Annotated in this window: 10 protein-coding genes and 1 pseudogene; 6 read left to right on the forward strand and 5 right to left on the reverse strand. The window is 71.6% G+C overall.

Annotated elements, in window-relative coordinates; translation table 11 throughout:
- Positions 1 to 76: 76 nt before the first annotated feature.
- Positions 77 to 649: a cupin domain-containing protein gene (locus QQM67_RS13005; protein ID WP_314173933.1), complete on the reverse strand. Its 573-nt coding sequence runs from the start codon at positions 647 to 649 to the stop codon at positions 77 to 79.
- A gap of 157 nt (positions 650 to 806) precedes the next feature.
- Between QQM67_RS13005 and QQM67_RS13010 the strand changes: the two genes are divergently transcribed.
- A complete protein-coding gene (locus QQM67_RS13010; RefSeq protein ID WP_314173934.1) occupies positions 807 to 1301 on the forward strand; it encodes an RrF2 family transcriptional regulator in 495 nt (164 codons plus the stop codon).
- 155 nt (positions 1302 to 1456) lie between these two features.
- Positions 1457 to 2044, forward strand: a pseudogene (locus QQM67_RS30645) (MFS transporter); the annotation flags it as partial.
- A 55-nt stretch (positions 2045 to 2099) separates the two neighbouring features.
- On the opposite strand, the gene QQM67_RS13015 reads toward QQM67_RS30645, so the two are convergent.
- Together QQM67_RS13015 and QQM67_RS13020 are read right to left on the reverse strand one after the other, a co-directional pair.
- Positions 2100 to 3050, reverse strand: a complete 951-nt coding sequence (locus QQM67_RS13015) for an oxygenase MpaB family protein (RefSeq protein WP_314173935.1) — start codon at positions 3048 to 3050, stop codon at positions 2100 to 2102.
- Between the two features lie 53 nt (positions 3051 to 3103).
- Positions 3104 to 3742: a TetR/AcrR family transcriptional regulator gene (locus tag QQM67_RS13020; RefSeq protein ID WP_314173936.1), complete on the reverse strand. Its 639-nt coding sequence runs from the start codon at positions 3740 to 3742 to the stop codon at positions 3104 to 3106.
- Positions 3743 to 3809: 67 nt separating this feature from the next.
- Between QQM67_RS13020 and QQM67_RS13025 the strand changes: the two genes are divergently transcribed.
- Together QQM67_RS13025 and QQM67_RS13030 are read left to right on the forward strand one after the other, a co-directional pair.
- Positions 3810 to 6044, forward strand: coding sequence for a 2Fe-2S iron-sulfur cluster-binding protein (locus tag QQM67_RS13025; RefSeq protein WP_314173937.1), 2235 nt, complete (start codon positions 3810 to 3812; stop codon positions 6042 to 6044).
- A gap of 56 nt (positions 6045 to 6100) precedes the next feature.
- A complete protein-coding gene (locus QQM67_RS13030) occupies positions 6101 to 6667 on the forward strand; it encodes a peroxiredoxin (protein WP_314173938.1) in 567 nt (188 codons plus the stop codon).
- 66 nt (positions 6668 to 6733) lie between these two features.
- On the opposite strand, the gene QQM67_RS13035 is transcribed toward QQM67_RS13030, so the two are convergent.
- Complete coding sequence (locus QQM67_RS13035) at positions 6734 to 8101, reverse strand: FG-GAP repeat domain-containing protein (RefSeq protein WP_314173939.1); 1368 nt, start codon at positions 8099 to 8101, stop codon at positions 6734 to 6736.
- Between the two features lie 262 nt (positions 8102 to 8363).
- Here QQM67_RS13035 and QQM67_RS13040 point away from each other — a divergent pair, with 262 nt between their 5' ends.
- On the forward strand, positions 8364 to 9170 hold the full coding sequence (locus QQM67_RS13040) for an IclR family transcriptional regulator (protein ID WP_314173940.1): 807 nt from the start codon (positions 8364 to 8366) through the stop codon (positions 9168 to 9170).
- 112 nt (positions 9171 to 9282) lie between these two features.
- On the opposite strand, the gene QQM67_RS13045 is transcribed toward QQM67_RS13040, so the two are convergent.
- Entirely contained in the window at positions 9283 to 10581 is a 1299-nt protein-coding gene (locus QQM67_RS13045) for an MFS transporter (protein ID WP_314173941.1), read from the reverse strand.
- Between the two features lie 268 nt (positions 10582 to 10849).
- Between QQM67_RS13045 and QQM67_RS13050 the strand changes: the two genes are divergently transcribed.
- The gene (locus QQM67_RS13050; protein ID WP_314173942.1) at positions 10850 to 11740 is read left to right on the forward strand and encodes a DUF6282 family protein; all 891 of its coding nucleotides are present in this window, start codon (positions 10850 to 10852) and stop codon (positions 11738 to 11740) included.
- The last annotated feature ends 14 nt before the right edge of the window (positions 11741 to 11754 follow it).

Raw genomic sequence — 11754 nt, forward strand, 5'->3', positions numbered from 1 at the left:
CGCAGAGTTCCCAGTGGAACGGTGACCGGTGCCGTGCGGCGCTTCCCGCCGCCCGGCACCGGTCGCGTACCGCGTGTCAGGAACCGTCGTGCTCCTCGGTGCCGAAGACGTAGAGGTGCGGGAGGTTGACCACGATGGCCTCCTGCGTGCTGCGGGCGATCACCACCACGGCCTCCTCGTCCGGGCTGGGGTTCTCCTCGCGGTGCGGCACGTACGGAGGCACGAAGATGTAGTCGCCCGGCGAGGTGCGCAGACGCACCTCTTCCGGCGTGCCTCCGGCGTCGTCGAGGAAGACGAACTCCGGGTGGCCGCTGACGACATGGATCGCGGTCTCCGAGGCGCCGTGGTGGTGGTCGGTGGACGCGGTCGCCGGCGCGACGTGCGTCTGGCCCATCCAGATGCGCTCCGATCCCACCGACCGGCCGCTGATCGCAGCGAACCGGCGCATCCCTCCGGTCTGGGCGGTGTCGCCGTCGAGCGCGCCGGCGCGGATGTGGTGGAGCCGGGCGCGCAGCGGGAGTGCGCCGGCGTCTCCTGCGTCGTCCGGCAGATCGGGGTGGAAGCCGTCGGCCCCCGGACCGTCGGTCCCCGAACCGTGGCCGCCGGAGGGAGAGTTGCCGGGCTGTGACGACGACGTGGGCGAGGCCATGGGCTCGTGCTCCTCGGCTGGCCGTTGCTGGGGGAACGCCGCGACCGTAGAGAGACCGGAGAATGGATGTCAAGATGTGTCCATTACCGACGAGCTGGTCGTTCGCCGACCGGTACGGCGTCGGGCGGACGGCGCAACCCCCGGAAGACGGTGCCACTTGCAGATATCGGCGAAGGCGGACTACGCGGTGCGCGCGCTTCTCGAACTCGCTTCGGACAGCACGCAGCCGCAGACCTGTGAAGGGATCGCCGAGGCACAGCAGATCCCGTTCCGGTTCCTCAAGTCCGTCTTCCGCGACCTGCGTCGGGCGGATCTGGTGCGCAGCCGGCGCGGGTGCGAGGGCGGTTACTGGCTGGCCCGCGACGCGAGCGCGATCACCGTCGCCGAGGTGATGCGCGCCGTCGACGGCGCATTCCTCACCTTGCGCGGCGAGAGCCTCGACGACCTGGCATATCCGGGGGCCGCGCGGCGCCTGCCGGATACGTGGCGTGCCGTAGAGGCCGCCGCGGACGGCGTGCTCGCCACGCTGACGCTCGCCCAACTCGCGGGCAGAGCACCGGCACACCGCGATGCCGCACACGACAGCCGCCCGCATGACGCACGGAGCGGGGGGCGGACCGCACGCGACACCCCGGCACCGGTGGCGCCGTGACAGGCCCGGAGGACACGGCCCCCCGCGCCCCGGGCGGCCAGACCGCCCTGCGCGTCACGGAGTTCACCGACCCGGTCTGCCCGTGGGCGTGGGGCTCCGAACCCGCGTTCCGGCTGCTGCGGCACACCCTCGGCGAACGGGCGGCCTGGCGCCGTGTGTTCGGCATCCTCTTCGACGAGGACGACGATCCGCCGCCGGACGCCGAGGCCGAGCGGCGCTGGTACGAGGGGTTCGTCACGGACGTCGCCGCGCACACGCGGCGACGGTGCGGGAGGACGCCGGCGGGCTGCCGCTTCCCGCGACGGGTCGGCGCGATGACCGGCTCCTACTCGATGGCCCTCAACGTCGGTGCCTCGACGGCCGCCGCCGTCACCGTCCCCCTGGCCCGCGTGTTCGGCGGCGACTGGCGGGTCGGTCTGGGCGCATGGGCGCTGCTCGCCGCGGTCGCCGTGCCACCCTGGCTCGTCCTCGCCCGTGACCGCGCCGGTACGCACCACCGGGCGCCGGACGCGGAGAGTGCCGCGCCCGGCTGCTCCGGCGCGCGCCTCCGCCTGACACGCAGCCCGACCGCCTGGGCGCTCGCCCTCTACTTCGGCCTTCAGGCCACCGCCGCGTACGTCATCATCGGCTGGCTGCCGCAGCTCTTCCGCGATGCCGGACTGTCCGCCGAGTCCGCCGGTCTGCTGTTCGCCGTCACCTCGATGCTCGGGATTCCCCTGTCCTTCGGCCTGGCCGCCGTCGCGGGACGGCTGCGCAGCGGGCCGGGACCGTCAAGTCGGCTGATGCGTACGGACGTTGTCAGCCCTGTGAGGCCCGTTGCCCGTCGTGTTCGCCCTGGCCGCCCACGGGCGGCGCCACGTGGCCGGACGTCTCCGCGGGAGCCTCGGGAGGCCGGCGCACCATGGCCCAGCGGATCACGGACGTGATTCCCGAACCGGCCCAGCGCACACCCGTCCTCTCCAGCGCGGGGACGTAGGGAAGCCGCAGCGGTCCCCGGGCCCACGGCGGCAGCAGCGAGACCGCGCCCGCGGCGATCGCGGCGTATGGAAGCCGGGCGGCCAGCGGGACAGGGGGATGCCGGAGCAGGAAGCGGGCGGCCTCCTCGGCCTCCGGCGTGGCCCGCAGCTCGGCGCGGTACGCCTCGATCCGCTCGGCCAACTCCGCGCGGTCGCGCGGCGGATCGACGACGCCGAGGGCGCTGCCGACGCGTGCCATGTCGGCCACGTAGCCGTCGTAGTCGGCCGGCGTCAGCGGATGCGCCCCGTAGAGGCGGTGAGCCCGCCAGAAGCTGTCGACCTCCGCGACGTGCACCCAGGCGAGCAGATGCGGATCCGCCGCGTGGTACTCGGCTCCCGTCGCGGTCCGTCCCCGTACGCGCTGGTGAACGCCCCTCACGCGGTCCACCGCGCGCTGCGCGTCGTCCGCCGTCCCGTACGTCGTCGTGGCGAGGAAGAGGCTGGTCCGCTGGAGGCGTCCCCAGGGGTCGCCCTTGTAGCCGGAGTGCGCCGCGACGGCGCTCATGGCCAGCGGGTGCAGTGATTGCAGCAGCAGCGCGCTCAGCCCGCCGATGAACATCGAGGCGTCGCCGTGCACTGTGCGGACGGGCCTGTCCTCGCCGAACCATCGCGGCCCCGGCGTCCCGTGGATGCGTGCCCGGTTCTCGCCCCCCGACGGGCCGGCCACGCGCTGGAAGAGGCCCTTGCCGAGCCGCTCCCGCACCGCCGACATGCCAGGTATCCACCGCTCCATCTCTTCATTGTCCGCTCTGCGGGGACGGTGGCGGCCGCCGGGTCGAATTCGGGCTACGACTCGGCTTGGTCCTGCTGATCGCCGCGCAGATAGCGGGTGACCATGTCCACCAGTTCCTTCTCCAGCGTCTCGACCGGGGCCGTCCGCGGGTCGGCCATGAACTTGTGGGTGTTCATCTCCACGGTGAACACGATCAGTTCGGCCGCCGTGGCGACGTCGCGCACGCGGACGTCCGGGTGCCGGGCGAGGATGTCGCGTACTTGAGCGACGCGGACCTTCCCGTGCCGGTCGATCGCGTCGAGCAGCCCCTTCGAGAGCGTGGCCTCCTCGATCATGATCCGCAGCAGCTGCGGATCGTCGCGGTGGTTGTCGATCGCGTCGCGTACCAGCGCTCGCACCGTCTCCTCCAAGTTCCCCGCGGACAGGTCGAGTTGGTCCGCCTGCGGCCCCGCGCCGCGGTCGAGGTGCCGCAGCAGCAGCTCGGCGAGGATGGCGTCCTTGTTCGGGAAGTACTGGTACAGCGAGCCGATGGAGATGCGGGCCCGTTCGGCGATGCGGTTGGTGGTGCCCGCGGCGTACCCGTACTCGGCGAAAACGTGAGCAGCGGCGGTGAGGATGCGCTCACGGGTGAGCTCGGCGCGCACCTGGCGAGGCTTGCGACGTGGCTCAAGGCGGCGGTCGGCCGACGGCATCCGGGGACCCTCCCAGGGCGCGAAAAGCGAGTAGTCAGAGAGCTGAGTTATTGTTCACAATACTGCCATGACCTGGGAAAACAATGCCGGACGGCAAGCAAGTCCGTCGAGCGCCCCGCACCGGCTGACGACGGCGGACGAGGTCGAGACGGCGATCGGACGCCCTGCGTCGGTGATCATGCTCAAGCAGATCGGCGCCCTCGACGAGGGCTGCCGCACCGTTCTCGCCCGGTGCCCGATCGCGGCCTTCGGCTACCGGGACGCCGACGGCACCAGCAGGACGACGTTCATCGGCGGTACGCCGGGGTTCGCACGCGTCCGCTCGCCCACGCGCATCTCGTTCTCCCTGCCCGGACCGGGCGACCCGCAGGGTCCGGTCTCGTTCTTCTTCCTGCTCCCGGGCGTCGGGGAGATCCTGCGGGTCAACGGGTCGGTGGCCGCGCGGAGGGGCGCCCGGAAGGACGCGGAGACGACCGTCGACGTCGAGGAGGCGTACGTGCACTGCGCGCAGGCCGTCCTCCGGTCCCGGCTGTGGCAGCCGCCCGCCCCTTCCGAGTCACCTCAACTGACCGAACCGGGGGCCGAGTTCGCGGACGACGGGCCCCTGTCCGGTCCCGGCGTCGCCGCGTTCCTGGCCGCGGCACCCTTCCTCGCGCTGTCCACGTGGGACTCGTCCGGCGGGAGCGACACGAGTCCGCGCGGTGACCGGCAGGCGGTGGCGCGGATCCTGGACGGCCGCACGCTCGTCATCCCGGACCGTAAGGGCAACAGGCGGGCCGACACGCTCCACAATCTGCTGCGGGACGACCGGCTCTCGTTCGCCGCGCTCGTGCCGGGACGCAGCGGCGTGCTGCACGTCCGCGGTCGCGGCGCCATCACCGACGATCCCGCGCTGCTGGAGACGATGGCGCTGCGCGGGATGCCGCCGCACCTGGCGCTGCTCGTCGACGTCGAGCACGCCGAGGTGACCGGCAACGACGCGGTGGCGCGCTCGCGGCCGTGGGCTCCCGGCGCGCACCTCGGCCGCGGCACCGCGCCGGATCTGATGGCACTGGCGGGAGAGCACCTCGCCGCCAACTCGGCCGAGGCCGAGGGCGGTCCGAGCGCGTTCCTGCTGAAGGCCGTCACGGCGATCCCGGGCATGAGCCGGCTGCTGCGGCCGGTGATCAACCTCGCGTACCGTTCCGGGCTGCGTAAGGAGGGTTACGAGGACGTCGAGCCCGGTTCGGGCGGCCGGCGCCGGGGCGTCGCGCACCGACGTACTGCCGGCGACGGCGGTACGGACAAGCTCCTGCGGGAGGTGCGCGTCGCCGAGGTGCGCAGGGAGACCCCGAGCGCCGTGACCCTGGTGCTGGAGGACGCCGACGGGCGCAAGGGACGGTTCGACTTCCGGCCCGGCCAGTTCTTCACGCTCGTCGCCGACATCGGCGGCCGCCCGGTGCGGCGGGCGTACTCGGCCTCGTCGGCTCCCGGATCGTCCCGGCTGGAGGTCACGGTCAAGCATGTGGAGGGCGGCCGGTTCTCCACCCACGTGCACCGGAGCCTCCGCGCCGGGGACCGGCTCGCGGTGCGCGGCCCGTCGGGATCTTTCCACACGGGGCCGCAACTCCCGGACGAGACAGTGCTCGTCGCGGCGGGCAGCGGCATGACGCCGATGATGAGCATGATCCGCACGCGGCTCGCCGACCGGCCGGGACGCGACCGGATCGCTCTGCTCTACAGCAGCCGCAGCGCGGAGGAGATCCTCTTCGGCGACGAGCTGACCCGGCTCGCGAAGGAGAATCCCGGCCGGCTGTCCGTCACTCACGTCCTGACCGCCCGGGACGGGCGGCTCGACGCGGACGGCATACGCCACTGGGTCACCGGACTGTCCCCTGCCCGGGAGGCGCACTACTACGTCTGTGGTCCGGAACCGCTGGCGGACACCGTCCAGGGCGTCCTGACCGAACTCGGAGTCGAGGACGAACTGGTGCACCGCGAGCGCTACACCAGCGGAGCGGACACCGGGACTCCGACGACCGTCCCGCGGGAGATGGCCGTCGAGGAGGACGGACAGCCCGTCGGCGGGGCAGTGGTCGAGCCCGGCCAGACGCTGCTCGACGCGGGGCTCGCCGCCGGGCTGCCGATGCCGTACTCCTGCACCGTCGGGAACTGCGGCGACTGCATGGTCCGGCTCCGCGGCGGGGAGGTCACGCTGAACGAGCCGAACTGCCTCACGCCGGAGCAGAAGGCCGACGGCTACGTGCTGACGTGCGTGGGCAGCCCGCTGTCGAAGGTGACCCTCGACATCACGGACCCTTGATCGCGGGGCCGGTTGCAGCCGGATCGCACCGTCCGGCGGACGAAGGAGAGGACCTGATGACCGATTTCACGAGCCTGCCGGCGGACCTCCCCGTGCCCGGGGACGACGGCGCGGCGGCCCACCTGCCCGGGATGACGGTGCCCTCCGTCGAGCTGCACAGCACCGGCGGTGAGACGGTCCGCCTCGACGCGCTCGGCGCGGGCCGGACGGTGCTCTACGTCTATCCGCTCACCGGCCGCCCGGGCACCGACCTGCCCGAGGGATGGGACGCGGTCCCGGGAGCGCGTGGCTGCACGCCCGAGGCGTGCGGCTTCCGTGACCACCATCAGGAGCTGCTCGCCGCCGGTGCCGTCCGGGTGCTGGGCCTGTCCAGCCAGGACACCGACTACCAGCGTGAGGCCGTCGAGCGGCTCCACCTGCCGTTCGAGATGCTCTCCGACCCCGCTCGGAACCTGGCCCGCGCGCTCGGTCTGCCCACGTTCGGGATCAGCGGGATGACGCTCTACAAGCGGCTGACGTTGGTCATCCGGGACGGCGTGATCGAGCACGTCTTCTATCCGGTCTTCCCGCCGAACGAGCACGCCGGCGAGGTGCTGGCCTGGCTGCGCCGCAACCCGGCGTAGAGACCGGTCCGCGGGCGTGCAGCGGGGAGGCGCTCCCGGCGGGATTCGCCTCCCCCGCCGCCGCGTTCAGGAGAAGTCGGTCGTCGTGAAGGCGGCGTCGTTCTTGTCCGTGCCCTCCGTGAACCACCAGTGGCTCTTCGGGTCCAGGTACGGGCTCTTCACGAGGATGATCTCGCTGTTCTTGTCGGCGTCGTAGTTCCCCGCCCCGAGGATCTCGGGCGCGTAGTGCCTGTCCGAGGTCGTCCGCTTGGTGCTGCGCCAGGGCTTGCTGCCGAGGCCGTCGGAACTGCCGTGCAGCACCTGGATCTTCGCCTTGGAAGGAATGAAGTCGGAGAGCTGCACGGCCAGGTCGTCGACGCCGTCGCCGTCGGCGTCGGCCGTGGCCAGGCGTACGCCGAAGCCCTCACCGACCGCTCCGCCCTTGATCCTCACCGGCTTCCCGGGATCCTTGCCGTAGAGGACGTCGACCCAGCCCTTGACCTTCTTGCCGTCGGGGTCCTCGTCGTTGGGGATGCCGCTGTTGCCGACGGCGATGTCGCGGCGCTGGTCGCCATCGAAGTCGCCGAAGACGACCTGGTTGCCCTCCGGCAGCCTCGTGTCCTTCTCGCTCAGCCCCGTCTCGGTGTCGGCGCCGCCGGTGAGCAGGGTGGAGTCGGCGTCCTCGTCGTCGCCCACCGCGTGGACGACGAGGTCGGTGGCCTTGTCCCCGTTGGCGTCGCCGGGGGTCAGGAAGGCCTCCTCACCGATGGGGTTCTTATGAGAGGCGGTCGCGGCGGGTGAGCCGTCGCGCTTGAACGGCCCGTGCAGGACCGCGAGCGAGGTGGTCTGCCCGTCGTCGCTGTAGTCGTACGTGGCCAGGTCCTCGTGCCCGTCGCCGTTGAAGTCCCCGGCGACGGGCTGGGCGCTCGACGCGGTCTCCTTGCCCGCGTCCGGAAGCTTCACCCGCCCCGGCTTTCCGGGCTGCGGGCCCTTGGGGCTTCCCCAGAGCACGCGACCGGCGGCGCCGAAGAGGACGTCGGGGTTGCCGTCCTCGTCCAGGTCGGCGACGGTCGGCTGCTCCGCGTAGGGGGCGTCCAGCTCCTCGTCGTCCGGTACTCCGAGGTCCTTGTCGGTGAAGACGGCGCGCTTCTCCGGGTCGGGGCCCTTCTCCGTGCCGTACACGACGGCGAGGAAGCGGCCCGAGTAGTCCGGGCCGTCGCCCTTGGCGCTGGTGAAGACCACGTCGGCGAAGCCGTCGCCGTCGAGGTCGGCGTTCTCCTGCGCGGCCTTCCCCGCGGAAGTACGGGCGGGGGGCGTGGCGTTCGCTTCGCTGCTGGAGCCGTCCCAGCCGAGCCCGAAGGCGGTTGCGGCGAGACCCGTCACGGCGGCGACGGTGAGTACGGCGAAGTGCAGACGGCGCGAACGGCCTTGTGGGGGTTGGGTGTTCGTCGTCATGAGGACATTGGACCAGACCAATACGCGGGCATCGGCGACACCGGGGACTTGTTGCCGAACGCGGCAATCCGTTGCACGCTGTTGCAGAACGGCGGACGTGCGCTCCGGCGACTCCGCGTGCGGCACGGGGCCGTCCCTGCGCGGGGCGGTGCAGGGACCCGCGGGCAGCGGCGGCCCGCCGTCAACTCGGGTAGCCTGACGGCCATGTTCGGGAAGTGAACATGCCTGTCAGGCCCTCGATCACCACCGGCGGAGGCTCCTCGTGACCAAGGCGACGCGGTCGTCCGACGCCGCGCGCGCGGACCGTGGCGACCAGGCCGACATCCAGGCCGTGAGCCGTGTCAGCCAGATCCTGTCGCTGTTCGAGCCCGCCACCCCGGAGGTCACGGCCGGCGAGGTCGCCGAGCGGCTCGGCCTCAACCGCACGACGGCGTACCGGTATTGCACATCCCTCGTCGCGGCGGGGCTGCTGGAGCGCAGCGCGGAGGGCGGCTATGTGCCCGGCGGCCTGCTGCTGCAACTCGGTGCGTTCGCCATCGGACGCCGCCGCGTCATCGACCTCGCGGAGCGGCACATGAAGGCGCTCGCGCGGGCCACGCAGACGAGCGTCGTGCTCAGCCTCTGGGGCCTGACCGGGCCGGTGGTCTCCCGGGTCGAGGAGAACATCGCCAGCATCGTCGTGGTGTCCGTACGGGTCGGCAGCCACCTGCCGCTGGACACGGCACAGAGCAAGGTCTTCCTCGCCTACCACGCCGACCAGCTCTCCATGGAGCGGCTCATGGCGAACCTGCCGGGGCAGGCGCGCGAGGAGCTGCGCGCGGAGGTCGAGCGGGTGCGCACCGTCGGCCACTGCTCCGCGATGAGCACCCCCGGCGTCGTCGCGGTGGCGGCCCCCGTCTTCGACGAGTACGGCATCTGCGCCACGATCGCGGTCGTCGGCCCGGACAACACCCTGTCGATGTCCGACGACGCCCCCGAGCTGCGCGGCGTCGTCGCCACCGCACGGGAGCTCACCCACGAACTCGGCGGCCGCTACCGGCCCGACGACCTCGACCGGCGGACGGGGTAGGGCGGCCACCCCGCCGACGGCCGGCCCGGCGGCCGCAGCCGCGGGACGGCCGCCCTCGCGCGTACGCCCGTGAGCACAGCGCCGCGCGTCACGGTGCGGCCGGGGCCGGCGGTCAGGACAGCGCCGGGATCGTCCGGTCGTCGGCCATGTCGACGTCCTTCGTCTCCGGGCCGAGGAAGCCGCCGAGGCTGATGAGCGCCCCGGCGAGCGCGATCAGGACGCCCGGGGCCATATGCGCGGACATCACGCCGTCGAACTGCTGGAGATAGAACTGGTAGAAGGCCGGTGCGATGAGCGCGAGGCTGTACCCCACTCCGTACCCCGTGGAGCGGATGCTCGCCGGGAACCGCTCGGTCAGGTACGCGGCGATGGGGCCGAAGGTGCCGACGGTGAAGACGCCGATCATCACGCCCCAGCCGAGCGCCGTGCCCAGGCCGCCGTCGGAGAGCATCAGCAGCGAGTACGAGCCGGAGCCGACCACCAGGACCGCGAGACCGTAGCCGATGTAGAACCGCCGTCGTCCGATGCGCTGGGACAGCAGTCCGAAGAAGGGGTACGAGACGGCGGCGGAGGCGTTGATCACGAGCATCGTCAGCGTGACCCCCTCGCTGGAGAGCTCAAGGTGCTCCTTGAGCTGCCCGGGGGTGACGGCCGCCTCCATGTTGGTCGCGAGCCATACGCCGGTCATCAGCACGAACACCTGCGCCAGGGACTTCGGGTAGCGCTTCAGCAGCCGTACGAGCGGGAGCTTGTGCCGCTCGCCGGTCAGCTCCCCCGGGGGCTCGTGCACCTGCGTGAGGTAGTAGCGGAACAGCACGGCCGCCAGCAGCGCGCCGATGACGAACGGCACCCGCCAGCCCCACTGGACGTAGCTGCTGTCCAGCCCCGCGGCGGGGAGGAGTTGCAGCATCAGCAGCGTGACGCCGGCGATCACCGCGTACGCGGCGGGAGACGTCGAGGTGATGATCGAGGCGTAGAGGCCGCGCTTGTGCTTCGGGCTCCACTCCATCGCGAGCGGAACAGCGGTCGTGTACTCGCCGCCGAGGAAGATCCCGTCGATGAACCGCAGCGCGATCAGCAGGCCGATCGACCACGTCCCGATCGTCTCGTGGCCCGGCAGGCACGCGATCGCCAGCGTGGTGACGCCGAAGCCGCCGACGGCGACCAGCGTGGTGCGCTTGCGCCCGACCGTGTCCGCGAAGTGACCGAAGATCACCGCGCCGAGGGGGCGGCCGATGAGCGTCGACGCGAAGACGAGCGACGACAGCATGGCCGTCGTGCTCGCGCTCAGGTGCACCGACTGGAAGTAGATCGTCGCGGGCGCGAGCACGACGATCGGCAGGTAGATGTCGAACTGGTCGACGAAGTAGGCCAGCGTCCCGCCGCGCACCGCGGCGCGCACCTTGGCCATGTCCGGACCGTGCGAGGGGTCCGGGCGAGCGTCGTTCAAGGGTGCTGAATCCGGTTCCGCGGGGGGCAGTGCGGACATCGTCGTCCTCCGAACTCGGTTGCCGGCTACCTGCGGCTGAGGCGCCGCATCCGATGTTTCGAACTCAATGTTCACGAAGTGAAACGCCCACACCATAAGCGTGCGGCCACCCCCGCACAAGAGGTCGGGAGAGGGTTGACAGCCGTCTTATAGTGAACTTCGACTTCACAATACGAACCGAGGTGGCCTCATGAGTGACCGTCCCGCCCTCGCCTCCGTCCTGAACGGCCTGGTCGACATGCATGTCCACTCGGGCCCGAGCCCGTTCCCCCGGCGCTTCGACCACGTCGAGGCGGCGCAGGACGGTGCCCGGATAGGGATGCGCGCGATGGTCGCGAAGTCCCACCACCACAACACCCAGATGGACATCCTGGCGATGAAGGGGCGTTTCGACCAGGTCGCTGCCTCCGCCTACGGCGGCATCGCGCTCAACAGCACCGTCGGCGGCCTCAACGTGCACGCCGTGCGGATGTGCCTGCGCATGGGCGGCAAGGTCGTCTGGTTCCCGACCATCTCCTCGGGCCGCCACATCGAGTGCCATCCCGAGGACGGGGCGTTCCCCACCACCACCGTGCCGCTGACCCTGGAGCGCATCGACATCGTCGACGAGCACGGGGCCCTCAGGCCCGAGGCGGCCGAGATCCTCGACGAGATCAAGGAGCAGAAGGCCGTCGTCAACGGCGGTCACATGTACCCCGATTACATCCGCACGCTGTTCGAGGCCGCCAAGGAGCGCGGCATCAAGCGGATGGTCGTCAGCCACCCCGACTTCGTGATCGGCGCCGAGCCCGGCCTGTGCCGCGAACTGGTCGGACTCGGCGCGTTCGTCGAGCACGAGGTCGGCATGTACGACCCGGAGGGACTCCAGAAGTGGGACCCGAAGCAGCTCCTGACGTGGATCGAGACGCTCGGCCCCGAACACACCGTGCTGGCCTCGGACTTCGGCCAGAAGGCCAACCCCAAGCCCGTGGACGCATGGCTGCGGGTCGCCGGGGCGCTCCTCGACCTCGGCCTGCCGGAGAAAGACCTGCGGCGCATGGTCCGCGACAACCCGGCCTATCTGCTCGACCTCGACGACTGAGCTGCCCGACGACC

The organism is Streptomyces winkii, from assembly GCF_032248595.1.
In the GTDB taxonomy this organism is placed as follows: Bacteria; Actinomycetota; Actinomycetes; order Streptomycetales; family Streptomycetaceae; genus Streptomyces; species Streptomyces winkii.

Excerpts from the sequence above, each read along its gene's own strand:
- QQM67_RS13005 (WP_314173933.1), bottom strand. The coding sequence starts at position 649 with ATGGCCTCGCCCACGTCGTCGTCACAGCCCGGCAACTCTCCCTCCGGC.
- QQM67_RS13015 (WP_314173935.1), bottom strand. The coding sequence starts at position 3,050 with ATGGAGCGGTGGATACCTGGCATGTCGGCGGTGCGGGAGCGGCTCGGC.
- QQM67_RS13020 (WP_314173936.1), bottom strand. The coding sequence starts at position 3,742 with ATGCCGTCGGCCGACCGCCGCCTTGAGCCACGTCGCAAGCCTCGCCAG.
- QQM67_RS13025 (WP_314173937.1), top strand. The coding sequence starts at position 3,810 with ATGACCTGGGAAAACAATGCCGGACGGCAAGCAAGTCCGTCGAGCGCC.
- QQM67_RS13030 (WP_314173938.1), top strand. The coding sequence starts at position 6,101 with ATGACCGATTTCACGAGCCTGCCGGCGGACCTCCCCGTGCCCGGGGAC.
- QQM67_RS13035 (WP_314173939.1), bottom strand. The coding sequence starts at position 8,101 with ATGACGACGAACACCCAACCCCCACAAGGCCGTTCGCGCCGTCTGCAC.
- QQM67_RS13045 (WP_314173941.1), bottom strand. The coding sequence starts at position 10,581 with ATGGCCAAGGTGCGCGCCGCGGTGCGCGGCGGGACGCTGGCCTACTTC.
- QQM67_RS13050 (WP_314173942.1), top strand. The coding sequence starts at position 10,850 with ATGAGTGACCGTCCCGCCCTCGCCTCCGTCCTGAACGGCCTGGTCGAC.